Source organism: Zhenpiania hominis, from assembly GCF_014333425.1.
GTDB lineage: Bacteria > Bacillota > Clostridia > Peptostreptococcales > Anaerovoracaceae > Hominibacterium > Hominibacterium hominis.
The window spans coordinates 1-23,609 of sequence record NZ_JACRYT010000001.1; the positions used below are offsets into that span (position 1 = coordinate 1).

General features: G+C 48.7%; 17 protein-coding genes. 8 read left to right on the plus strand and 9 right to left on the minus strand.

The annotated features are described in order from the left end of the window. Positions 1-345 precede the first annotated feature (345 nt). The 3 genes from H9L42_RS00005 to H9L42_RS00015 all read left to right on the plus strand — a co-directional run bounded on the left by H9L42_RS00005 (position 346) and on the right by H9L42_RS00015 (position 4,425). Positions 346-657 (plus strand): metal-sensing transcriptional repressor, encoded by a 312-nt coding sequence (locus H9L42_RS00005; RefSeq protein ID WP_187301418.1) that lies wholly within the window; start codon positions 346-348, stop codon positions 655-657. Positions 658-689: 32 nt separating this feature from the next. Then, entirely contained in the window at positions 690-3,218 is a 2,529-nt protein-coding gene (locus tag H9L42_RS00010) for a heavy metal translocating P-type ATPase (RefSeq protein WP_187301419.1), read from the plus strand. A 442-nt stretch (positions 3,219-3,660) separates the two neighbouring features. Then, positions 3,661-4,425 carry a helix-turn-helix domain-containing protein gene (locus H9L42_RS00015; RefSeq protein ID WP_187301420.1) on the plus strand — a complete coding sequence of 255 codons (765 nt, stop codon included), beginning with the start codon at positions 3,661-3,663 and terminating at the stop codon, positions 4,423-4,425. Between the two features lie 688 nt (positions 4,426-5,113). On the opposite strand, the gene H9L42_RS00020 is transcribed toward H9L42_RS00015, so the two are convergent. Next, entirely contained in the window at positions 5,114-7,294 is a 2,181-nt protein-coding gene (locus tag H9L42_RS00020) for a YhgE/Pip domain-containing protein (RefSeq protein WP_187301421.1), read from the minus strand. Further along, a complete protein-coding gene (locus H9L42_RS00025) occupies positions 7,291-9,858 on the minus strand; it encodes a YhgE/Pip family protein (protein ID WP_187301422.1) in 2,568 nt (855 codons plus the stop codon). The genes H9L42_RS00020 and H9L42_RS00025 overlap by 4 nt, the downstream gene beginning before the upstream one ends. Positions 9,859-10,101: 243 nt before the next feature. Here H9L42_RS00025 and H9L42_RS00030 point away from each other — a divergent pair, with 243 nt between their 5' ends. Together H9L42_RS00030 and H9L42_RS00035 are read left to right on the plus strand one after the other, a co-directional pair. Continuing rightward, the gene (locus tag H9L42_RS00030) at positions 10,102-10,338 is read left to right on the plus strand and encodes a hypothetical protein (protein ID WP_243235579.1); all 237 of its coding nucleotides are present in this window, start codon (positions 10,102-10,104) and stop codon (positions 10,336-10,338) included. An 11-nt stretch (positions 10,339-10,349) separates the two neighbouring features. Then, complete coding sequence (locus tag H9L42_RS00035) at positions 10,350-11,378, plus strand: type II TA system antitoxin MqsA family protein (RefSeq protein ID WP_187301423.1); 1,029 nt, start codon at positions 10,350-10,352, stop codon at positions 11,376-11,378. A gap of 159 nt (positions 11,379-11,537) precedes the next feature. Here the strand turns inward: H9L42_RS00035 and trpA are convergent, their stop codons facing one another. The 7 genes from trpA to trpE are packed head-to-tail and all read right to left on the minus strand — an operon-like array spanning position 11,538 to position 17,980. Beyond that, complete coding sequence (gene trpA, locus H9L42_RS00040; RefSeq protein WP_187301424.1) at positions 11,538-12,326, minus strand: tryptophan synthase subunit alpha; 789 nt, start codon at positions 12,324-12,326, stop codon at positions 11,538-11,540. Next, the gene (gene trpB, locus H9L42_RS00045) at positions 12,319-13,509 is read right to left on the minus strand and encodes a tryptophan synthase subunit beta (RefSeq protein WP_187301425.1); all 1,191 of its coding nucleotides are present in this window, start codon (positions 13,507-13,509) and stop codon (positions 12,319-12,321) included. The genes trpA and trpB overlap by 8 nt, the downstream gene beginning before the upstream one ends. A gap of 1 nt (position 13,510) precedes the next feature. Then, the gene (locus H9L42_RS00050) at positions 13,511-14,128 is read right to left on the minus strand and encodes a phosphoribosylanthranilate isomerase (protein ID WP_187301426.1); all 618 of its coding nucleotides are present in this window, start codon (positions 14,126-14,128) and stop codon (positions 13,511-13,513) included. Continuing rightward, complete coding sequence (gene trpC, locus H9L42_RS00055; RefSeq protein WP_187301427.1) at positions 14,125-14,907, minus strand: indole-3-glycerol phosphate synthase TrpC; 783 nt, start codon at positions 14,905-14,907, stop codon at positions 14,125-14,127. Before trpC ends, H9L42_RS00050 begins: the two co-directional genes overlap by 4 nt. A gap of 4 nt (positions 14,908-14,911) precedes the next feature. Further along, positions 14,912-15,937: an anthranilate phosphoribosyltransferase gene (trpD, locus tag H9L42_RS00060; protein WP_187301428.1), complete on the minus strand. Its 1,026-nt coding sequence runs from the start codon at positions 15,935-15,937 to the stop codon at positions 14,912-14,914. Continuing rightward, positions 15,930-16,517, minus strand: a complete 588-nt coding sequence (locus tag H9L42_RS00065; protein ID WP_187301429.1) for an anthranilate synthase component II — start codon at positions 16,515-16,517, stop codon at positions 15,930-15,932. The genes trpD and H9L42_RS00065 overlap by 8 nt, the downstream gene beginning before the upstream one ends. Beyond that, positions 16,514-17,980 carry an anthranilate synthase component I gene (gene trpE / locus H9L42_RS00070; protein ID WP_187301430.1) on the minus strand — a complete coding sequence of 489 codons (1,467 nt, stop codon included), beginning with the start codon at positions 17,978-17,980 and terminating at the stop codon, positions 16,514-16,516. The genes H9L42_RS00065 and trpE overlap by 4 nt, the downstream gene beginning before the upstream one ends. Before the next feature lie 898 nt (positions 17,981-18,878). Between trpE and H9L42_RS00075 the strand changes: the two genes are divergently transcribed. From H9L42_RS00075 to H9L42_RS00085, 3 genes are all read left to right on the plus strand, one after another. Continuing rightward, positions 18,879-19,679: an acyl-CoA dehydratase activase gene (locus H9L42_RS00075; protein WP_187301431.1), complete on the plus strand. Its 801-nt coding sequence runs from the start codon at positions 18,879-18,881 to the stop codon at positions 19,677-19,679. A 489-nt stretch (positions 19,680-20,168) separates the two neighbouring features. Further along, a complete protein-coding gene (gene nhaC / locus H9L42_RS00080) occupies positions 20,169-21,623 on the plus strand; it encodes a Na+/H+ antiporter NhaC (RefSeq protein WP_187301432.1) in 1,455 nt (484 codons plus the stop codon). An 89-nt stretch (positions 21,624-21,712) separates the two neighbouring features. Then, positions 21,713-23,536: a sigma 54-interacting transcriptional regulator gene (locus H9L42_RS00085; protein ID WP_187301433.1), complete on the plus strand. Its 1,824-nt coding sequence runs from the start codon at positions 21,713-21,715 to the stop codon at positions 23,534-23,536. Positions 23,537-23,609: the final 73 nt, after the last annotated feature.

The following is a 23,609-nucleotide window of genomic DNA, read 5'->3' on the forward strand; positions in this document are numbered from 1 at the left end:
ACTGATAGATATATACATCCTTGTTGTTGGCACTGCCGGTAATATTTACATACATGGTGAAAACCTCCTTCTTTATATTATATCACAACGAGCACCGACAAGCACTAACAAAATCATAAGATTTGACAAAAAAATTCACCGCAAGCGGTGTTATTTCAATATGTCTGGTTTTTGCAATTGAAAATGATGTGTCAAACTCCCGGCCGTTACAGTGAGGACACAGGACAGTTCTTTTTCTTTTTGCAGGCGAGGAGAAAAAATTCTATATTTTTTTGTTTGCAATATACCCTTATGGGGTATATAATGAGCGTGGAAAGAGAAGAAACTGAGTGAGGGAGTTTAAATATGGAAGATAAAAAGAATTGCTGCCACAGCGCGCGCAGAACAAAGGAGCGCTCGGAAAAAGAGTACCGGGATCTGATTAACCGGTTGAACCGCATTGAAGGACAGGTGCGGGGAATCCGCAAGATGGTGGAAAGCGACGCATACTGCCCGGATATTCTGATTCAGGTGTCCGCGGTAAACGCCGCGCTGAACAGCTTTAACAAGGTATTGCTCGGAAATCATATCCGGACCTGCGTGGCGGAAGATATCCGCGCGGGAAAGGATGAGACGATTGACGAGCTGGTAAAAACCCTGCAGAAACTGATGAGATAGTTCCAAAATTCAGCAGAGACAGGAGGCAAATCATGGAACAGTTTAATGTAACAGGAATGAGCTGCGCCGCCTGCAGCGCGCGGGTGGAAAAGGCAGTTTCCAAGGTGCCGGGTGTCACGTCCTGCTCGGTCAGCCTTTTAACCAATTCCATGGGTGTGGAGGGAACCGCCGCTCCCTCGGAGATCATTGCGGCGGTGGAAGAAGCGGGATATGGGGCGTCGGAAAAAGGCGCCGCCGGATCCGGATCATCCGCGGCAGCAGCGGCAGCGGATAGGGAAGAGTTTTTAAAGGATCATGATACTCCGGTTCTGAAAAGGAGACTGATCTGGTCTCTCTGTTTTCTGATTCCCCTGATGTATGTTTCCATGGGGCATATGATGTGGGAATGGCCCCTTCCGGAAATTTTCGCGCGGAATCATGTGGCTCAGGGAATCTACCAGCTGCTTTTTACAACCGCGGTTATGGTCATTAATCAGAAGTTTTTTATCAGTGGATTTCGCAGCCTCTGGCACAGAGCGCCGAATATGGATACCCTGGTGGCGCTGGGAGCGGGAGCTTCTTACGGATACAGCCTTTACGCGCTGTTTGCTATGACCGGCGCGCAGATGCGGGGCGATATGGCGGGCGTAATGACCTATATGCATGAATTTTACTTTGAATCCGCGGCAATGATCCTGACCCTGATTACCGTTGGGAAAATGCTGGAAGCCCGTTCCAAGGGAAGGACAACCGACGCTCTCAAAGGCCTGATGAAGCTGGCGCCAAAAACCGCGACTGTGTTACGGGACGGAGCGGAAACCGAAGTGTCCGTTGATCAGGTGCGGAAAGGCGATGTTTTTGTCGTGCGGCCGGGAGAGAATATTCCGGTTGACGGGATTATCCTCGAAGGTTCCAGCGCGGTAAATGAATCCGCGTTGACCGGAGAGAGTATTCCGGTGGATAAAAATGCAGGAGATACCGTCTCTGCAGCGACACTGAACCATTCCGGATTTATTAAATGTGAAGCCACAAGAGTTGGAGAAGATACAACCCTTTCCCAGATTATCCAGATGGTAAGCGACGCGGCCGCCACAAAAGCGCCCATTGCCAAGGTAGCGGATCGGGTATCCGGTATTTTCGTTCCGACGGTAATCGGAATCGCCGCCCTTACGATTCTGATCTGGCTGATTGCCGGACAGGACGCGGGAACAGCTCTGGCAAGAGGAATTTCTGTGCTGGTGATCAGCTGTCCGTGCGCGCTGGGACTTGCCACTCCCGTGGCCATTATGGTCGGAAACGGTATGGGGGCCAAAAACGGAATTATGTTTAAAACCGCGGTTTCCCTGGAAGAGACCGGAAAGACACAGATCGTGGCGCTGGATAAGACGGGGACCATTACAAGCGGTGAACCTGAGGTGACGGATATGATTCCGGCGGCCGGTGTTTCTGAGGAGGAACTTCTCTCCATGGCATATGCTCTGGAAAAGAAGAGCGAGCATCCGCTGGCCCGGGCGATTCTGGCGCGGGCACAGGAAGACGGTCTGCAGGAAGGCGCCGAAGTCGCGGACTTTACGGCGGTTCCGGGAAACGGGCTGACAGGCACATTGGAAGGCGATGCTCTCTGCGGCGGCAACCTGAAGTTTATCCGCCAACACGCGGAGGTTTCCGATCTTCTGAAAAAACAGGCGGAAAAACTTTCCGAAGAAGGCAAGACGCCGCTGTTTTTCAGCAGGAACGGTATGCTGATCGGTATTATCGCGGTTGCGGATGTCATTAAGGAAGACAGTCCGCAGGCGGTCAGAGAACTGCAGAATATGGGAATTCATGTGGTAATGCTTACCGGCGACAATGAGAGGACTGCCAAAGCCATCGGCAGACAGGCCGGTGTCGACGAAGTTATCGCGGGCGTGCTGCCGGAAGGGAAGGAAAGTGTCATTCGTGCCCTTTCCAGAAAAGGGAAAGTCGCCATGGTAGGTGACGGAATTAACGACGCGCCGGCTCTTACAAGAGCGGACATCGGAATTGCCATCGGAGCAGGTACCGATATTGCCATTGACGCGGCGGATGTGGTACTGATGAAAAGCAGGCTCAGCGATGTGCCGGCAGCCATCCGGCTGAGCAGAGCGACCTTGCGGAATATTCATCAGAACCTGTTCTGGGCCTTTATCTATAATGTGATCGGAATTCCGCTGGCCGCGGGAGTGTGGTATCCGCTACTGGGCTGGAAGCTGAATCCGATGTTCGGAGCGGCGGCCATGAGCCTGTCCAGCTTCTGCGTAGTGACCAACGCCCTCAGGTTGAACTTTTTCAACATGAGAGATGCGAAAAAAGATAAAAAAATTAAGCAAAAAGAAAAACAGGAGGAACAGACAATGGAAAAAACAATCAAAATTGAAGGCATGATGTGCGGCCACTGTGAGGCGACGGTAAAGAAAAGCCTGGAGGCCCTGGAGGGAGTGGACGCGGCGGATGTCAGCCACGAAAAAGGAACCGCGGTTGTTACCATGAACCAGGAGATCGCGGACGATGTGCTGAAGAAGACGGTGGAGGATAAAGACTATAAAGTGTTGGAAATTAAATAAAGGGTGAATGCTGCGTTTCGGTTGAATAGGCTGCCGGAACGCGGCTTTTTTTTAGGATTATCATAGTCATGACCATCGGTATTGCTGTTTCCGCCTTTTGGACCGGGAAAAAGCGCGATTGTATCCCACACGCGAATATTGGCGCCAGTGGATACAAAACTTTCCCATTAGCGGGATCGGATTTCGGAAAAAACTTCGATTTTCTCCAGTTTCTCAAAAAGTGAAGCCGCAAACCCATAAGTTTTGTATCCACTGGCGGAAGATCGGGCTTTCAGGATACAAAGGAGAGGAAAAAGGAGTGGTTCGCCATCACCGGAGAAGCCCTTCAGCCCCAGAAGCAAGCAGTGTTCCGGTATTTACAGGGAAAAAAACGGAACAAAAAATCCGGATATATACAAATAAAAAATTTTCGGATATAATAAAAAGCAGGGAGGGGATGCAGATGCCAAATTTGAAAAACAACGAATTTCAGATGATCAGCGATATCCTGCTGGAATTATACTCGATGAATGATTTAAAAGAGATTGAACATCATTTCCTGATGAACGTCCGTGCCCTGATTCCTTATAATCAAAGCAACTTTCGCGCCGTCTCGCCTGACAGCGGGGAGGTCCTGAAAGACGGCACGGTTTTTATTGATACCGATGCGGCAATGATCCCTGTCTTTTTTCATAACATAGAGCCGGAAAAAAACTATCTGAAAAATTTGTTCAATTACAGAGAATCCATTGTATATAATGAAACGGATTTGCTGGATGAAGATGTCAGAAAGAATACAGAATTTTATCGTGATTACCTCCTTCCGCAGAAGATTCCCTATAGCTGCGGAATTATTCTGATTGAAGAGGAAAAACTGATTGGCGTAATCAGTATCTTCAGGAGCAGGGAGTGGGGGGACTTTACAGAAAAGGAACTGTTTATCCTCAATATTTTCAAAAATCATCTTACAAAAATCATTATGCGCTGTCTGCAAAGGCAGAAACAGACCATAGTGTTTGAGGACAGCAACCTGACTCCGCGGGAGCGGGAGATTGCGGAAATGATCTTTTCGGATGTCCCCAATTTCAATATTGCTCAGATGCTGTATATCAGCGCCAATACCCTGAAAAAGCATTCTTCCAATATATATAAAAAGCTCGGGGTATCTTCCAGAAATCAGCTGCGGCAGATGCTTTCGGAGATTGGAGATATGGGGGAAGAATCTTAATCTGCCCGCGATTCGGAGAGTTGAAAATGCATATACATTTGCATCAATGATTGAATATGCACAAGCGTCTTCCAGTTGCTTCCCGAAAATGTCCAAATTGAAAATTTTATAAAGTTTGGACACGTTTTTCCGGAGTTTCAGTACGGCTGTCCGAAATTTTCCGAGGCAGAATACCGGAAACCGTTGAAAAACGGAGAGAATCGCAGTGCATGAATATACTGGCGGTGAAAAAACGTGTCCAAAAACGGATTTTTTATCAAATTGGACAATTTTTGCAGCGGTCCTACCTTGGATTCGCCGCCCCATTTATCTGCTGGTTAATAGCGTTGGTACGAGTAATAGTTTCTGCCCCATGACTTCGACAGAATAAAGCGCGATTGTATCCCGCGCGTGAAGATTGGCGCCAGTGGATACAAAATTTTCCCATTAGCGGGATCGGATTTCGGAAAAAACTTCGATTTTCTCCGGTTTCTCAAAAAATGAAACCGCAACCCTATAAGTTTTGTATCCACTTGCGGAAGATCGGGCTTTCAGGCTACAGAATCGATCTGGAGGATAGCGACAGAACCCGGACGGGGGCAGTCTCAAAAGACTGCCCCCTGTCCGGGATCGGATTTCCTTTACATATTTTCCGATACAGGGCGGCACTTCTTTCCCATACCGGGCCAGCAGTTTGATGATCGCCGAGCTACATCAGTTTTGTGCTTTCCAGCTTTTCCATAAAGCGATCGTTTAAACGGATGACCGGTTTGCGCAGGACAAGTCCCAGGAGGAGGGAAGGAACCAGGAAGAGGAGCAGGAAGCCTAATTCCATCCAGTAGGTGTTCTGATAAAAACCGGCGATGCATTCCCGCATGGCAGCCATGCTGTGCGTGAAAGGCAGCAGCGGGTAGACGGCCTGGAAAAATCCGGGAGCGACCTCGATGGGGAAGGTGCCGCCGGAACCGGCCACCTGGATTACCAGAAGAATCACGCTGACGGCCTTTCCAATATCCCCGAAGGAGATGGTCAGGGTATAGATGATATTCACATATACGATGGACGAGATCCATCCTGCCAGAAGAAAATAAAAGGGGTGCTCGCACTGGATCCCCAGATAATACAGATCTCCCAGGCAGATCAGCGTGCTCTGAATCAGTCCGATCAGGAGAAAGATTAGTTGTCGGCCGAAGTAAAGCTGGTAATTCTTCAGATCAGTCAGTTTTTTCCTGGCGCGCCTGGAAACTGCAACTTTCAACATGGCTGCGAGGACGATTCCGCCCACCCATATGGCAAGGGTGGAATAAAAGGGCGCCATGGCGGAGCCGTAGTTTTCTACCGGATACAGCTTGTTGGTTTCCAGCTGCACGGGAGCCGCGAGAAACGCGCTGACCGTTTCCGGATCTTTTCCGAGGATCTCCTGCAGCGCTCCGACATCTCCGCTTTTCGCCGCATGGCGCATCTGCCGCAGCATGGACTCCACATGAGAAGAAGACTCGTCAAGAAGCGCGGCGGAAGTGTCAAGAGCGGCTTTTAATTCTCTGAGATCGGAGACCGCGGTATCGGTTGTTTCCGACAGGCCGGCGATTCCGCTGTCCATTTTTTTAAGAAGATTTACAGCGGAATTGCTGGTATCGCCCAGTGTTCCAAACAGTTTGCGGATCTGTTTTTGAATATCCTGATGATAATCGGACTGTAGAGCAGAAAACTCCCTGGAACTTTGCGCTGCCAGCTTTTTTAATTCTTTTCGGTAAGCGGCGCTGTTTTTTCCTGCGGTTCCAATCTTTTTTTGCGTATCTTTCAATTTGTCGCGAACCGCTTCCTGAGAAACGATGGACTCGTTGAGACCTCCAATAATTGGCCCCAGAAGTTCCGCGGTTTCGGGTACGGATTTTGTGAGATCCTGGAGGCTGTTTCGGACGCCGGTATAGCGGTCGATGATGGACTGTACTTCGGTTTCCAGACCGCCGAGGGAATCGGAGATAGAAGCGGTATCTTTGGAAGCGGAAGAAAAGGCGCTGTCGATTTCTTTGGAAACCGCCTCATAGCATGTTTTTCCCTGTGAAAGAACCGTTTTGACCGTATTCGCTGAAGAGGAGAAAGCTTTGGACAGACTGGCCGCCGAATCCCGCGCGCTTTTCAGTGTATCCAGGTTTTCTTCAGTATGCTCCCCGGACTGTTTTAAAAATTCCGAAGTTGTATCCAGTGTTTTCTGTATCGCTCCGGTCATGTTAGAAAAAGCAGTTACCGTACTGGCGGCGGCACGCAGATCCTGTGCGGTGCGCTCTACATTTTCCGTCAGCGCGGAAGCGATGGAACGAACGTCTCCCCGATCCGCAATAGCGGAAACGGTATCCAGAAGATCAATTCCAGCCTGCGTAATCGTTTCCGCGAAGATCTGATCGACCTGGCGGCGGACCGCACTGGAGCCTTTGTCCGTAATTTTCGGCGCGATGGCGTTTTCCTTTTCGTTGAGATAGTAACGGAGAGAAGCTTTTTCTGTATGGCTGGAAAACAGGCTCATCATATCCCGGCTGAAGCTTTCAGGGATGACAATAGCGGCATAATAGTCTCCCGATTTTACGCCTTCTATAGCACGCTCCGGGCTGACAAACCGCCAGTCCAGCTGCCGGTTTGTTCGCAGGGTGGAAAGAATGGTGTCTCCGAAATTCATGGTGATGGGAATCAGTTCGCTTTTATAGCCCGCGTCTTCTGTCGCTACGGCGACTTTCAAATTTCCGGTATTGCTGTAAGGATCCCAGCTGGCCGCGATATTGAACCAGGCGTAGAGACAGGGGACAACGCTAAGACCCAGCACGACGATCATCGCGATTACGTTTTTCCGAATATTGCGGGCGTCAGCCGAAAAAATCTTCCAGATATTCTTCATTTGGATCCTCCTTTCGTTTTTTCATCGGGTCCCTGCTTTTGTTTCATGGACTCCATGAGACTGCGGCTGGACATACCGGCAATGTGGCGGTGCCGCTTCAGTCGGTCGTGAATATACTCCAGACAGATTAGATACAGCGCGATGCCGATGATGGAAGCGATCCAGAGTACCAGAAAGACCAGACGCGAGTCGATGCTGAACATCAGAACCAGGAAAATCAGCGGAATTACAAGAATGCAGAAAAATCCCCGCCGTACGCGCGTTTTGTATTTCGATTCAAAGCGATCGGTTCGCTGTTTGAGTTTTTTTCGAAAATCCTCCTGATCCGACAAGACCTTTACAATGGTGGCCAGGCGGATATTGGAACGTCCGATGCCGCCGCTTTCTTCGCAGATCATCAGATCCGTTGCCGCCAGCTTTTTGTCGAACATCAGATTGAGGTTTAAAAACAGCGGGCGTATGGCGATGCCGATCAGCAGAGCCAGAGGTACATAGAGCGCCAGGCAGAGCAGGCTGACCGCGTAATGGCTGCCGTAGATTCCGGCAAGAGCTTCCCGCATGGCGTCAATTCCATAGGTGAAAGGAAGCAGGGGATGGAGTCCTTGGAAAAATCCCGGCGTCATTTCAATGGGGTAGGTTCCGGCAGAACCGGGAATCTGCACAATGACCAGGATGACGCTCAGGGCTTTTCCGATGTGCTTAAAGGTGATGGAAAGCGCGTATATGAGGTTGACATATACAAAAGAAGCCAGCATTCCCGCAAAGAGAAAAGCGGGCGGTGAAACGCACTGCACCCCCAGCAGCAGAAGGTCGCCAACGCAGATGATCAGGGCCTGGATCTGACCGATGACAATATAAAGGAGCCATCTGCCGAAATAGGCCTGCACCGGCGTGAAACGGGGAATCCGATTGTCCCGATCCACTTCCAGCCGGAAAATCGCGATCAGAACAATTCCGCCTACCCATATGGCGAGGTTGGTGTAAAAAGGAGCCATGGCGGAACCGTAGTTCTTCACCGGGTAGAACGCCTCGGTGTCCAGATTTACCGGCGCGGAGATGAAGTCCGCGGCAGATTCGCTGTTGATGTCGGTAAGTTTGAGGAAATCCTGATAGGCTTTTGAGTCTGAAAGCGCGTTGAGATCCGCAGTGACCTGGGACAGACGGGTCTGAACGGATTCCACGGCGCGTTTTGTGCCGGATACGGCGGACTTTGTATCGCGGAAACTCTGATCCAGACTTCCGACGATTTCCTTCATTTGTTCCGCGGAAGGGGAAACGCCGGAGAGAATTCCGGAAAGCAGGCCGGAAGTGTGGGACACCGAATCCAGGGAATGGTTTAAAGAAGGAAGCCCTTCCTTTTCAAAGGAACGTCTGGCCTTTTTGAGAGCCGCGCGGTTTTCTTTCAGCGAAGAAGCGATGCCGGAGGAAGCGGTTTCGGTGGAATTCAAAAGGTTTCCGATTCCTTTGTTTCCGGACTGAAGCTGCTTGAGCAGAGTTTGGTGACGTTGATTGTCCGCCTGCAGAGTACGGATTGCTTCGGATATCTTTGAGGACGCGCTGCCTGGGAGCAATTCGTCCAGAGCTTTCAACTGTTCGATGATCTTCTGGTTCTGCTGCAGGAGGCTCTGCAGCGAACGGATCATCTGATCGACATTTGTATTGACCGTCTGCGCCGTCGTGTTCAGACTGCTGATGTTGGAAACAGCCGTATTTCCGAGGCTTTGCAGCAGAGCGTCTCCATCGCTGAGGGTTCCGCCGAAGGAAAGAGAAAAGGCAGAAACATTCTTCCGGATGGAGGAGAGCAGATCCGACGCGTTGTCCAGGGATTCCGCGCCGGATTCGGCAGTTGTTTTTACATCGTCGAGCAGCGCGTTCGCGTCCTTTGTTCCATCGATCCCCTTGTCAAGGGCTGTCAGAAGGTTTCCAAGAACCTTCTGATAATGATCCAGATTTTGATTGACGCGATCTAATTTGGAAAGAGCGCTTTCTTTGGCCGCGGAAAACTCCCCGGTCAGCAGAGACGCGGAATCTTCGATCAGTCCGGACACCGTTTCCGCCGCAATCGCGACAAAGGTCGTATTGATTTCCTCCTGAATGGTCGAAGCGCCGGTATCCGTAATTTTCGGCGCGATGGCGTTTTTCTTTTCGTTTAGATAGTACAGGATTTGAGGCCGTTCGATCTTACCGGAAAAAACGCTGACAAGGGAGCTGCTGAAATCTTCCGGAATCACAATGGCAGCGTAATAATCGCCGGAACGGACGCCTTTCACCGCTTCTGTTTCCGTCACAAAGCGCCAGCCCAGTTCCCGGTTTTTACGCAGGTTCTTTACAATTTCATTTCCCGCGTCCAGCGTTCCCGCCGCTCCGCCTGCTACGCCCTGATCCAGGTTGGCGACCGCGATGCGGATGTTCTGCGTATTACTGTACGGATCGTAGTTCGCCGCGATATTGAACCACGCGTATAAAGACGGAATCAGGCAGATTCCGATTACGACAAGGAGCGCAACCCAGTTGTGCGTAATTCGCCGGATATCCCGTTTAAAAATTTGAACGATCGTCTTCATTTACTACCCCTTTTATCTGTAAACCGTATGCCCCTGACGGGACAACTTGAAGGTATTATAACAGAGAATTCAGGTAGAGTCACTATTCTAAAAGGGGAAATGTGTCTTTGGGGAAAAGGCGGAAAATTCGGAAAGAGAGGAGGGGAAAATTGAGAAAAAATCAACTATTTTCTATATTGACAAAAATGAAAATAGATCATATTATAAAAGTATCAATTGATACTTTCGGGGAAGGGGGGTAAATTGGAGAATGGGATTAAAGCACGAATTGAAAGTGAAATAGATGTTAAAGCATATCGTTTCCCCAAGAGAAGTGAAATGCGTGAATTTGGGAAAGTCTATAATGGAAAAGATGAAGTATATATTAAAATAAGAGTAGAACTTTTAGGAATGTATGGAAATGCTACAACATTTGTTATGTCATTTCATTTTGCAGAGAAACCGTTTGCACCGGACGTATTCCCTTATAGAAAGAATTAGGAGATGTTTTCATGAACATGAAAGTCATAAAAAGTGAAAATTGTTTATGCTCCTGCTGTATGGAAGAGCACGAAGTAAAAACAGTCCTTGTGACTGAAAAGGCGACTTTTAAGAATGTGAAAGTGGAATATATAGCCTCTTATTTATATTGTGATGTGGCAGAAGAGTTATATATGAATGAGAAGCAGATGCAAGAAAACGATATACATCTTAAGGACACATACAGAAAAAAAGAAGGGCTCTTAACATCTGACGAAATCAGTGCAATTCGTGCAAAGTATGATATCAGTCAGAAAGATTTATGTATTATACTTGGCTGGGGGGAAAAAACGATTACCAGGTATGAGAGCCATCAGGTACAAGATAAGGCGCATGATACAATTTTGAAAAAACTTGCTCAGGATCCGGCATGGTTTTTATCACTGTTGAATGATGCGAAAGAAAGTTTGTCAGAAGAGTCTTACCGAAAATCTTTAGAGGCAGCAACGGCTCTTTACGAGAAAGATCAGGATTCTTATTTGCGTAAGACGATAGAGGCATATTATGCAAAATTCCATGGGAATCGGTTGCTTCATGGAAATGCAAGTCTCGCATTGGATAAAGTTGTAGATGTCATACGTTATTTTGCTGCTTCTGATCAGATTACGAGTCTTTATAAGGTAAAACTAATGAAACTCATGTGGTATGCAGATGCACTTGCTTATAAGAAAAGAGGTTTTTCTATAACGGGATTAGTCTATCAGGCACTTCCGATGGGGGCAGTGCCGATAGCGCATAATCTTATTATTGATCTTAAAGGTGTTCCTTGTGAAGAAGTGGAAATTGCGGAAATAAATGCGTATCATTTTTCTTTAAATGAAAAAATCTCCTTCCCATCGCTTTCAGATGCTGATAAAAGTATTTTGGATATTGTTATTAGGAAACTTGGAAAAATGACCAAAAATGAAATTGTCGAATTTATGCACAAGGAACAAGCTTACATCTGTACTCATCTTAGAGATGAAATTTCGTTTGAATACGCAGAAAAATTGCAGATTTGATTAAAAAATTTTTTTCTTATCATCAGAAGTGCTGCCGGAGAAAGAGCCGGAAGCGGAGTTCCCGATATATACAGCGTATGGAACCAGCAGGGATGGGAACCTGCGGGACGGCTTCCCGCAGGCTCTATCTTATGCGGTTTTGAAAGTTGAACCCGCTCCTCAGATTTCACTGCAAGTTTCCCGCAGAGCTCCTTTCATTTCCCGTACATATTCGCCGATATAAGGCGGCGCGTCTTTTCCGTACTTTTCCAACAGCTTGATAATCGCCGAACCGACGATGGCTCCATCGGAGAGAGCGGCCATGGCTTTCGCCTGCTGCGGCGTGGAGATACCGAAACCGATGGCACAGGGAATATCTGTGTTTTGGCGGACAATGGAAAGGATGGAAGCGAGATCTGTCTTGATTTCCGTCCGGGTTCCGGTCACGCCCATGCTGGAAACGATGTAGAGAAAGCCTTCTGCCTCTCTGGCGATTTTCGCCGTGCGATCTTCGGAAGTCGGGGCGATGAGAGAGATTAAATCAACTCCATACTTATGGCAGTCAGGCAGAAACTCTTCTTTTTCTTCATAGGGCAGATCCGGCAGGATCAGTCCGTCGATTCCGATTTCTCCGCAGATGCGGATAAACCGATCCGCGCCGTAGGAAAACACCACATTGGCGTAAGTCATAAATACCAGCGGGATTTTCACATCGCGGCGCAGTTCCCGCACAAGCTGAAAGATATCGTCCGTCGTTACGCCTCCCTGGAGCGCCCGCAGGTTGGCGCCCTGGATAACAGGCCCTTCAGCGGTGGGATCGGAAAAAGGGATCCCCAGTTCAATAAGATCGGCTCCGTTTTCTACGGCAGCCCGTACAGCCGCGGCGGTAGTTTCCAGATCCGGATCGCCACAGGTAATAAAAGGAATAAACGCTTTACCGTTTTCAAATGCTGCTTTGATATTACTCATGAAGATCCTCCCCTCTGTATCTTGCGATGGCCGCGCAGTCCTTGTCTCCCCGGCCGGATATGGTAATAACGAGTATCTGATCCCGGCGCATGTCCGGCGCGATTTTCATGGCGTGGACTACTGCGTGAGCCGATTCGATGGCGGGAATGATGCCTTCGGTCTTTGCCAGATACTCAAAGGCGCGGACCGCTTCCTCATCGGTGACGGGCACATATAGAGCGCGGCCGATATCGTGAAGATGAGCGTGTTCCGGACCGATTCCCGGATAGTCCAGCCCCGCGGAAATGGAGTAAACCGGGGCGATCTGACCGTATTCGTCCTGGCAGAAATAGGATTTCATTCCGTGAAAGATGCCGACTCTGCCCGTATTGATGGTGGCCGCGGTTTCAAATCCGTCGATTCCCCGGCCGGCGGCTTCACAGCCGATGAGAGCCACGTCTTCATCTTCGATGAAGTGATAAAAGCTTCCAATAGCGTTAGAACCACCGCCGACACAGGCAATCACCGCGTCAGGAAGCCGTCCTTCCTTTTCCAGGATCTGCTGGCGGATTTCTTTGGAAATAACCGCCTGAAAGTCCCGCACAATCATCGGGAAGGGGTGAGGTCCCATAACCGAGCCGAGACAGTAGTGGGTGTCGTCGATGCGGCTGGTCCATTCCCGCATGGCTTCGGAAACCGCGTCTTTCAGGGTAGCGGTCCCCGTTGTTACCGGAACGACCTTCGCCCCCAAAAGGCGCATGCGGTACACATTGAGAGCCTGCCGGATCGTATCTTCTTCTCCCATGAATACAACGCACTCCATATCCATCAGAGCGGCGGCAGTTGCTGTGGCGACTCCGTGCTGGCCGGCTCCGGTTTCGGCGATCAGACGGGTTTTTCCCATTTTTTTCGCCAGCAGCGCCTGGCCGAGCACATTGTTGATCTTATGGGCGCCGGTGTGATTCAAATCCTCCCGCTTCAGATAGATCCTGGCGCCGCCCAGATCCTCGGTCATGCGTTTGGCGTAATACAGCCGGGAGGGACGGCTCGCGTATTCGCACAGCAATTCGTTCAGTTCCCGATTGAATTCCGGATCATTTTTGTAGAATTCGTAGGCATCTTCCAGTTCAATAACAGCGTTCATCAGGGTCTCCGGGATGTACTGCCCACCGTGGATGCCAAAGCGTCCTTTTTGATTTATCATTTCACAACTTCCTTTCCGCCGCGCCGCGGACAGCGCGGACAAAATCGTTCATTTTCTGTATATCTTTTACTCCATCCGTCTCAATACCGGAACTGACGTCCACCCCATAAGGGGCAAGACGCCGGATCGCGTCTGCCGCGTTTTCGGGAGAGAGACCGCCGGCGAGAAACCATGGCCTTCGGATCGGTTCCAGCAGATCCCAGTCAAAAACCGTTCCTGTTCCTCCGCCTCCGGAATCCAGGAGGATAAGATCGGCGGGGCTTTCGCAGGCAATCCGGACATCCTGAGGCGTTTTTACGGAGAAGGCTTTGATAATGGGACAGGAAGCAAGTTCCCGCAGCTTTCGGAGAAAGTCTTCGTCTTCGGAACCATGCAGTTGGACAACATCGATGATGCCGGAGCGAACCAGATCGGCAATCGCTTCCGGAGATTCATTTACAAAGACGCCGACGGGGGAAATCCCTTTGTTCAGTCTGGCGCGAAGTTTCCGAGCCTGTGCAGGGTCGACATACCGCCTGCTTTTTTTCGCGAAAACAAAACCAATATATTCCGGATTTAAGCGGTTCGCGGCTTCAATATCGCAGATTCTTGCAAGGCCGCAGAGTTTCAGCTTTGTCATACTTCCCTCCTCAGTTCCGCCAGTTTGGAAGACTTATCCGGCGCGCGCATCAGGGCTTCTCCGACGAGGACAGCGTCCGCTCCGATTTCTCGCAGCCGTCGGACATCCTCGCCATCCTTCACGCCGCTTTCCGATACAAAGAGTACATTTGGAGGAATCAGTTCCCGGAGCCTGCGGCTGTTCTCCGTATCTACGGAAAAGTCTCGGAGATTTCGGTTGTTAACGCCGATGAGCCGGGCGCCGCAGGAAAGGGCAGTTTTCACTTCCTGCTCGTCGTGCGCTTCGACAAGGGCGGAAAGCCCCAACCGGTCGCAGATTTGCAGATAACGCCCGATTTTCTCACGGCTGAGAATCGAAACGATGAGGAGCACTGCCGATGCTCCCAGCAGTTTTGCTTCATAGATCATATATTCATCCACGGTAAAGTCCTTTCTCAGACAGGGAATGGATACGGAGCCGGCGATTTCTTTCAGATAATCGTCTTTCCCCAGAAACCATTTCGGTTCTGTGAGGACCGAGATACAGTCGGCGCCGGCGTCTTCGTACTCTTTCGCAATCTGCAGATAAGGAAACTCCGGAGCAATCAGCCCTTTGGAAGGAGAAGCCTTCTTGCATTCGCAGATAAACGCGATGTCCGGTTTTTTCAACGCGTTTTCAAACGCGAAGTTCCCCTGGGGGAACGTGTCCGCCAGGTATTTGATTTGATCCGGCGGCAGGAGCTCTTTGGCGTTTCGGACGCGAAGCCGGGCGTAATCCGCCAGCTGATCGAGAATGTTCATGGGTCTATCCCTCCCTCTGGTTGCTGATGATCCTTACTTTTTCAAGGGTTTCGAGAGCCGCGCCCGAATCAATCAGCTGGGCGGCCAGGGCGATGCCCTCTTTGAACGTGTTCGCCTTTCCCCCGATATAAAGGGAGGCTCCGGCATTCATCAGCACCGCGTTCCGTCTGTGGCCCTGCTCCCCTTTGAGGATGCTTGTGGTGATTTCCGCGTTTTCCTGAGGCGTGCCTCCACGAAGATCGGCTTTTTCGCATCGGGAAAGACCGAAATCTTCCGGCGCGATGGTGTAGGTTTTGTACCAGCCGTCCTTGCATTCGCAGATTGTAGTGGGAGCACTGAGGGAGATTTCATCCAGTTTGTCCTGGCCGTAAACCACCATGCCACGCCGCACGCCCAGGCTCATCAGCACCTGAGCCAGTGGCTCCACCAGGTATTCGTCATATACGCCCAGCAGCTGCATGGAAGGGCTTCCCGGATTGGTGAGGGGACCCAGAATATTAAAGACTGTGCGAAATCCCAGCTCTTTGCGAATCGCGCCTACATATTTCATGGATGTATGGTATTTCTGGGCGAAGAAAAAGCACAGGCCCGCTTCTTTGAGCAGTTTTCGGCACAATTCCGGGCTCTGCTGGATGTTGACGCCAAGAGCTTCCAGGCAGTCCGCCGTACCGCACTGAGAGGAAGCCGCCCGGTTCCCATGTTTGGCGACCTTCATGCCTCCCGCGGCAGCCACCAGGGCGGAAGTGGTGGAAATGTTGAAGCTGTGGGCTCCGTCCCCGCCGGTTCCGACGATTTCAAAGAGATCGTCTCCAGCCTCCACTTTGGTGGCGCTGTCCCGCATGGCCGCGGCGCAGCCCGCGATTTCCACGATGGTTTCAGCTTTGGTGCTTTTTGTGGAAAGGGCGGCCAGGAACGCCGCGTTCTGGGTGGCGGTAGTCTGTCCGGTCATAATTTCACTCATAACGCTGTAAGCTTCGTCATAGGTAAGGTCTTCTTTATTTACAATTTTTACGATTGCTTCTTTAATCATGGGAGCCTCCTCCGGTATATTTGATAAAATTTTCCAACATGGTTTTTCCATCCGGCGTCATAATGGATTCCGGATGGAACTGAACGCCGTAGATGGGGTATTCCGTATGCTGCACAGCCATTACTTCCCCGTCCTCCGTTTCCGCGGTAATATTCAGGCAGGATGGAAGGGTCTCAGGGTCTACGGCAAGGGAATGATAACGGGCCACGGGAGCTGTTTTGGGACATCGCTGAAACAGCGGGCTGGTTTTGTCAAAGCGGACTTTGGACTGCTTGCCGTGCATCAGGGTACGGGCGTAGGTGATATCGGCTCCAAAGGCGGCGCAAATGGCCTGATGGCCGAGACAGACTCCCAGCATGGGAATTTCCGGTCCCAGAGCTGTTACCGCTTCCATGAGAATTCCCGCGTCCTCCGGCCTGCCCGGACCGGGGGAGAGAATGACACGATCCGGCCTCAGGGTCTTTATCTGATCGGTTGTCATTTCGTCGTTTCGGATGACCCGGATATCCGGATCGATGCTCCCGATCAGCTGGTACAGGTTATAAGAAAAACTGTCGTAATTATCAATGAGTAAAATCATAAGTCCGCCTCCTCCGCGAGTTTCAGCGCGTTTACAACGGCTTTCGCTTTATTGATACATTCCTCAAATTCGGTTTCCGGCACCGAATCCGCCACGATTCCGGCGCCGCTTCTCACAAACACCCGGCCGTTTTTCTTATAGGCGATGCGGATAGCAATGCAGGTGTCCATGTTTCCGGTAAAGTCGATATATCCGATGGCGCCGCCGTAGATGCCCCGTTTGTTGTTTTCCAGTTCTCCGATGAGCTGGCAGGCCCGGATTTTTGGAGCGCCGGAAAGGGTACCCGCGGGAAGTACCGCGCTGACAGCGTCCAGAGCGTCACAGTCTTCCCGGATTTCGCCTCTTACCGTCGAGCCGATGTGCATGACGTGGGAATAGCGTTCGATGGTATGAAAGCTTTCCACCTCCACGGTTCCAAAGCGGGAGACTTTTCCCAGGTCGTTGCGGCCCAGATCCACCAGCATGTTGTGTTCGGCGATTTCCTTGGGGTCGATGAGAAGATCTGCTTCCAGAGCTTTGTCTTCTTCCTCGGTCTTTCCTCTGGGACGGGTTCCGGCAAGGGGAAAGGTATGGAGCACACCATTTTCCAGTTTTACCAGCGTCTCCGGGGACGCGCCGGCGACTTCCACGTCGGTTCCGGAAAAATAGAACATGTACGGGGAAGGGTTCATGGTCCGCAGGATCCGGTAGGTATTGAGCAGGCTTCCCTCAAAAGGCGCGCTGAGCCGGTTGGACAGCACAATCTGGAAAATGTCTCCCTCATAGATGTGCTGCTTTGCTTTTTCCACCATTCGGCAATAAGCGTCCCGGTCAAAGAGGGGCGTCACCTCGCCCAGCAGCCGACCGGCGGGTTCTTCTTTCTTTTCTCCGGTACGCAGCAGCCGACAGAGCTGTTTTAATTCCATAACCGCCTTGTTGTAGCCGGTTCGCGGGTCGGACAGGGACATGTTGACGATGAGGATGATTTTCTGGCGGAAGTTATCAAAGGCGATGACTTTGTCAAAGAGCATCAGATCCACATCTTTAAAATTCTCACTGTCCTCGGTTTCCACCCGCACCGCCGGCTCACTGTAGCCCAGGTAGTCGTAAGAGAAATAACCGACAAGCCCGCCGGTGAAAGAAGGAAGATAATCGAAGCGGGGGCTTTTGTAGTCCGCCAGGATCTGGCGCAGGAAGGCGGAAGGGTCTTCCGTTTTTAGATGGATATTGCCTGCTTTCAGATCGCCGTCCGCGCAGGTGATTTCCAGCTTGGGGTCAAAGCCCAGGAACGTGTAGCGGCCCCATTTTTCCTTTTCGGTTACCGATTCCAGCATGTAACAGTGGGTGGATACGTTTTTCAGAATTCGGAGAGCTTCGATAGGCGTGCAGATATCCGACAGAATTTCACAGCTTACGGGAACCACGTTGTACTCCCTGCTTTCCGCGATTTTTTCCACGTCCTTTAAGCTCGGTAAAATGTTCATAAAGCAAACCTCCTGAATCATATAGTGTGTTACGGGAGTTCTGCCAGATCAATAAAAAAGTCCCTGACAGATGTTTTCTGTCAAGGACGAATAAAGCAATTTTCAGCAGCTTATCCGCGATGCCACCTTGATTCGCAAGCCTATTACAGACTGCGCCCTCAGCAGGATACCAGCATATCCCCGGCAACTGACGTATGCCCTCACGTTGCAGAATACTCTGCGCGAACTTTGCGCATTTGACTGCACCCTCAGCGGTCCATTTGGAAGATCTGTGTTTCACCCGACTCTCAGCAACACGGGCTCTCTGTAGAAGCATAATCAGCGTTATCTCCGCCTCATCGGTTTATTGTAATGAAGTGTAGCACAGATTGGGAATGGTGTCAAGGGGGGAATTTAAAAAACAGAGAAGACAGACAGGCGGATGTCGGCTTCGTGATGGAATCATATTATGAAAAAGACAAATTGCTTATAAGAATTACAGGGCTACGGAGTGTGGAGCGGGGAAGAATGCGAAATGTATAAATAATTAAATAGAAGAATAAAAATTTGCCCAACTTTCTGCGCCCGCCTATGGAAATTGTCCAATTACTGAAATTTTATCTATTTGGACACGTTTTTTGAAAGAGACAGGCTGCAAGCCGGGCGAATTCTTCTGTCAGACAACCTGTAACCATTGGAATCAGATAGGAAATGGCAGAGGAGCGAAAAAACGTGTCCAAAAGGGGATTTATCCGCGGATTGGACACGTTTGCGTCTGTAGATATAGGAAGGATAGAAATTCTTTATACAAAAAATATTTCAGAAAGAGCCAATGAATTGATTTTATAAATTAGACACAGGCAATCCCGTTGTTTATAATAAAAGAAGCGTTTAGTAAAGAGAAAATGGGAGGAACTGTGTGAATTACATTGGTTTGGATCTAGGATCCACAGCAGTAAAAGTCGTGGTAAGAGGTGCGCACATGATGCAGTTCTTAATGCCCACAGGTTGGAGCAGTAGGGAAACGGCATTGCAGATTAAACAACTGCTGCTGAAGGATGGTGTTGACATGGACAGCGAAGAAACGGTTGTTGCGGCAACCGGATATGGAAGGATCTCTGCTGACTTCGCAGATTATATTATTACAGAAATTTCTTGCCATGGAAAAGGTGCTTATGCGCTGACAGGTCGGAGCGGTACGGTTATCGATGTAGGGGGGCAAGATACAAAAATTATTCAAATGGAGAATGGAAAAGTTTCTGACTTCTTGATGAATGAGAAATGTGCCGCAGGAACTGGAAAGTTTGTTGAAATTATGGCAAACCGTTTAGGCATTACAATTGAAGAACTGTTTCGCATGGCACAAGAGGGAACCCCTCTTCCAATCAGCTCTTTATGCACGGTTTTTGCAGAATCAGAAGTGATTACCTATATTGGAGAGGGACAGGAAAGAAAAAATATTGCGGCAGGTATTATTGACTCTGTAGGCACAAAAGTTGCCCAGATGTATAAACGACACCCCTCGAATAAGGAAATTTTTCTGACAGGAGGGCTCAGCCATAATTCCTATTTTGCGGAGGTGCTGGCAGATAAGATCGAAAAGCCCGTTAAGATTATGGATATGGGAAGATACGCAGGCGCTTTAGGAGCAGCAATTTTCGCAGAAGAAAAGAGTAAGGAACTCTTTAATGGAAGAATGTGTATAACATATAAAAAATAAAACGAGAATAAAAGGCGAGAAAGGAGCAAGGATAGATCCTAAAAGGGGTCCTTGCTCTTTTTGTTGCGTTTTTACACTGATTGTAGAACTGCAAGGGAATTAAGTATAAAATAGGCAAAAGAAACGAATGCTTTCGAGGGAGTCTTCAAAACAGCAAATTGAAAGATGATTAAAACCAACGAGCTGGGAATTGATAAGTCCGCGCTGACAAGAAAAATGAAAAAGTATCAAAACGTATGTGGGTTATGACGACGCGATGAAAGAGGACTTTCGTGTGCTGAATTATTCGCTGACGCGGGCCGCGTTTGGATAGAGGAGATATGGCGTTTTGCATAGAAAGGGTATGCGAGTCTGCGTTTATCTGAACGTTTTTTTTCAAGTGATCCTTGAAAACGATTGAAATTTTCGATATTTGCCAGTGGCATAGTAATTGCATTATATAAACAATGGGTAATGACAGAAAATTAAAATAGAAAGGAACTAGGAATTATGATTAAAAGAGCGCCAACATTATGGGAATCTGTCTTTGCGCTGTTGTCTATGGTAGTAATTATTACAGTGGGATACATAGGCTTTGGGGTCAGAGTAGAACCTTTGATGATCATTTCCGCAATTGTGGCAGGCCTTCTTGCCAGGAGAGTGGGAATGCGGTGGAAGGATATCGAAAATGCGATCTGTCAAAAACTGATTCAGGCAACGCCGGCCATTCTGATAATGTGGACAATTGGGATGGTAATTGCCACCTTTATTTTTAGTGGTTCAATCCCGATGATTATTTATTATGGACTGGAAATTATTAATCCGCAGTATTTATATGTGTGTGCCTTCCTGGTTTGTGTGGTACTGTCCATTGTCACAGGGACATCCTGGGGATCTGCAGGAACGATTGGTGTAGCGATGATGGGTGTCGCAGCGGGGCTGGACATGCCTCTTCATATTACAGCTGCTGCTGTAATATGCGGAGCAATTGTTGGGGATAAATTATCACCTTTGTCAGAAACTACGAATCTGGCACCGCTCTGCGCGGGCGTCAACTTATATCAGCATATCCGTTCTATGATGTGGACAACAATACCGGCGGCAGTCATATCACTTATGTTCTTTTTCATTTTGGGACAACAGACAGAGATTACAAGCACGGAACTACCAGAAGGTGCTGTAGAAACCATGAGAATTCTGTCCGACATGTACAATTGGAACCCTCTGCTCCTGTTACCATTTGTGGTAATCTTGGTAGCGGCTTTTACAAAGCAGCCGCCGGTTCCGACGATGGTAGGCGCATCTCTGCTGGCCCTGGCAATTGGAGGTGTTTACCAGGGGTTTAATGTGGTAGATGGATTTGCTTCAGCAATTACAGGATTTACAACGGATATGATTTATGCAAATCCAGTTTCCGATGCAGTAGCGGAACTATTGAATCGGGGAGGTATGACATCAATGGTGGGCATTGTAGTTGTAATTTATTGTGGTTACGCATATGCGGCCATTATTAGTAAAGCTGGTTTTTTGGAAACTGCAGTGGCTCCTATTCTCCATGCGGCGAAAACCAGGTTCTCCCTGATTGCAGTTACTCTGTTTACTGATTTAATTGTGCTGTGCTGTTCGGGATCTTCGTATCCAGCTTCAATTATGACGGCGGAAATTTACAAGAGAGAGTTTGTAGAGCGGGGAATTGATAGGAAGGTACTTTCCAGATGCTTGGAAGATGTAGGAACGATGGTAGCACCGCTGATTCCCTGGGGCGGTTCGGGTGCTTTCTATATTACAACACTGGGAGTATCGGCATTTGGATCAGAAGGGTTTGTGCCATACTGTGTCAATTCTTATCTGAATCCAGTCATGGCACTGATTTGCGCAGCGACAGGAATTGGCATTTACAAGCTTTCAAAGGAGCAACAAAAAAAAGAACTGGAGGAACTGGATAAAGAGGAAAACGCTCTTTAACAAGACTCAACCGGAAGTGTATTATGAAAGGGGGGCAACTGAGGCCCCCCGGCATACAAACACAAGAATAAGAGGTCAGGAGCAGGAATATGAGGAAAAAAATAAAACAGATTGCCGTAAAAGAGATCATGCGAAAACCGGTTATCACTTTGCACGAACAGGTGAGCGTCCGGGCGGCCATACCGAGTTTTTCTTCGTTCAATGTCCATATTATACCAATTGTTGATGAGGAAAACAGGCTGAAAGGTGTGATCACTGCGGAACATCTGCTGGAATATTTGCTGCGGGATTTTGACCTGGACATTCCTGTTTCTGACTGCTTTGATGACAGAAGTCTGAAAACAGTGGAACTGGATGCCAGAATCAAACCGGACGAGGTTGGCAGATATGAATTAATTTGTGTAAAACAGGAAGAACATTTAGAAGGGGTTATTGAAGCCAGCAGTATTTTAGATTGGTATGGTTGGAAGTCTGGCCTTCTGCGGCAGACGGAAGAAAAGTGTCGAGAATACGAGATGATTTTTAATTATTATTATGATTCTATTTATGAAATCGACGCGGAGGGCATTATTTTAATGGCAAATCCGGCGACCAGGAGAATTACTGGGAAAACGCCCGATGAACTGATTGGAAGAAATATAAAAGAAATTGAACAGGAAAAGATTTATTTCCCATCAGTTGTGAACAGTGTTCGGGGAACGAAAAAAACAACAACGATTATACAGAATGTAGAAGGAGAGCGGAAGGCTCTGGTAACCGGAGTGCCAATTTTCAACGAAGAAGGGTGTATAGAACGGATTATTACTGCGACAAGAGATTTAAAAGTGCTAATTGAGGAAGTTGAAAAAAATCCAATGCAACAGGAAATTGACAGTTTAGTAAACCGGCTGCAGCGGACGGAATCGCTGGTGGAAAAATATTTTGCAGAACTGCGACAACTGCGAAAGGAAAAGACAGAAGAAAAACGAATTACAAGCAAGAATAAGGAAATGCGTCTGGTGCTGGAGTTGGCGAAAAAAGTCGCACCTGTTGACAGTAATGTATTGATTCTTGGGGAATCCGGAACCGGAAAAGATTTGTTGGCGAATATGATTCATAATATGAGCAGGAGATGCAGTGGCCCTTTTATCAAAGTGAACTGCGGTGCGATTCCGGGAAACATTTTGGAGTCGGAGCTATTCGGATATGAAGAAGGAGCTTTCACCGGAGCACAGAAAAATGGAAAAGCGGGATTATTGGAAATTGCAGATGGAGGAACAATTTTTCTCAATGAGATTGGAGAAATGCCCTATCAGCTTCAGGTTAAGTTACTGCAGGCTATACAGGATAGGAGTTTTATCCGACTGGGCGGTTGTGAGCCGAAAGTTGTAGACATCCGAATTATTGCGGCCACCAATAAAGATCTGCGGATTGCGGTAGAGCAGGGGGAATTTCGGGAGGATCTGTTTTACAGACTGAATGTGATCCCCATGACCATTCCTCCACTGCGGGAACGAAAAGAGGATATACCGGCATTGGTATTCGATTTTTTGAAGCAGTTTAATGAACAATACAGGCGGAACAAGCACATTTCCTCTAGGACCATGGAGCTTTTGCTCAACCATGAATGGCCAGGAAATGTAAGGGAACTTGAAAATCTAATAGAACGACTGGTGGTTGTCAGCAAGGATGACACCATTTATCCAGATGACCTTCCTTTCGAACTGTTGCTCAAAGCAGGCCGCCGAGATGGACCACATATACGGCTAACAGAAGGGGAGGGGCTTCAGGAAACATTGGATAAGGTAGAAAAGAATATTCTCTGCGAGCTATATCAAAAATACAAAAGTACAAACAAACTCGCAGAATTATTGAAAATAAATCAATCCACTGTTGTGCGGAAGCTTAACAAATACGGCATTACAGAAAAGTGATGATATGCGGAAACGCATAAGGAAGATATGCAGGGACCACAGGAAACAGAAATATTCGATAGGGGAATACGGG

What these genes read in the sequence shown, in the direction of transcription:
- H9L42_RS00025 (WP_187301422.1), bottom strand. Translation starts at nt 9,858, where the DNA reads ATGAAGACGATCGTTCAAATTTTTAAACGGGATATCCGGCGAATTACG.
- trpD (WP_187301428.1), bottom strand. Translation starts at nt 15,937, where the DNA reads ATGATTAAAGAAGCAATCGTAAAAATTGTAAATAAAGAAGACCTTACC.
- trpB (WP_187301425.1), bottom strand. Translation starts at nt 13,509, where the DNA reads ATGATAAATCAAAAAGGACGCTTTGGCATCCACGGTGGGCAGTACATC.
- H9L42_RS00085 (WP_187301433.1), top strand. Translation starts at nt 21,713, where the DNA reads ATGAGGAAAAAAATAAAACAGATTGCCGTAAAAGAGATCATGCGAAAA.
- H9L42_RS00050 (WP_187301426.1), bottom strand. Translation starts at nt 14,128, where the DNA reads ATGACAAAGCTGAAACTCTGCGGCCTTGCAAGAATCTGCGATATTGAA.
- H9L42_RS00035 (WP_187301423.1), top strand. Translation starts at nt 10,350, where the DNA reads ATGAACATGAAAGTCATAAAAAGTGAAAATTGTTTATGCTCCTGCTGT.
- nhaC (WP_187301432.1), top strand. Translation starts at nt 20,169, where the DNA reads ATGATTAAAAGAGCGCCAACATTATGGGAATCTGTCTTTGCGCTGTTG.
- H9L42_RS00065 (WP_187301429.1), bottom strand. Translation starts at nt 16,517, where the DNA reads ATGATTTTACTCATTGATAATTACGACAGTTTTTCTTATAACCTGTAC.
- H9L42_RS00015 (WP_187301420.1), top strand. Translation starts at nt 3,661, where the DNA reads ATGCCAAATTTGAAAAACAACGAATTTCAGATGATCAGCGATATCCTG.
- trpA (WP_187301424.1), bottom strand. Translation starts at nt 12,326, where the DNA reads ATGAGTAATATCAAAGCAGCATTTGAAAACGGTAAAGCGTTTATTCCT.
- H9L42_RS00020 (WP_187301421.1), bottom strand. Translation starts at nt 7,294, where the DNA reads ATGAAGAATATCTGGAAGATTTTTTCGGCTGACGCCCGCAATATTCGG.
- trpC (WP_187301427.1), bottom strand. Translation starts at nt 14,907, where the DNA reads ATGAACATTCTCGATCAGCTGGCGGATTACGCCCGGCTTCGCGTCCGA.
- H9L42_RS00010 (WP_187301419.1), top strand. Translation starts at nt 690, where the DNA reads ATGGAACAGTTTAATGTAACAGGAATGAGCTGCGCCGCCTGCAGCGCG.
- H9L42_RS00005 (WP_187301418.1), top strand. Translation starts at nt 346, where the DNA reads ATGGAAGATAAAAAGAATTGCTGCCACAGCGCGCGCAGAACAAAGGAG.
- trpE (WP_187301430.1), bottom strand. Translation starts at nt 17,980, where the DNA reads ATGAACATTTTACCGAGCTTAAAGGACGTGGAAAAAATCGCGGAAAGC.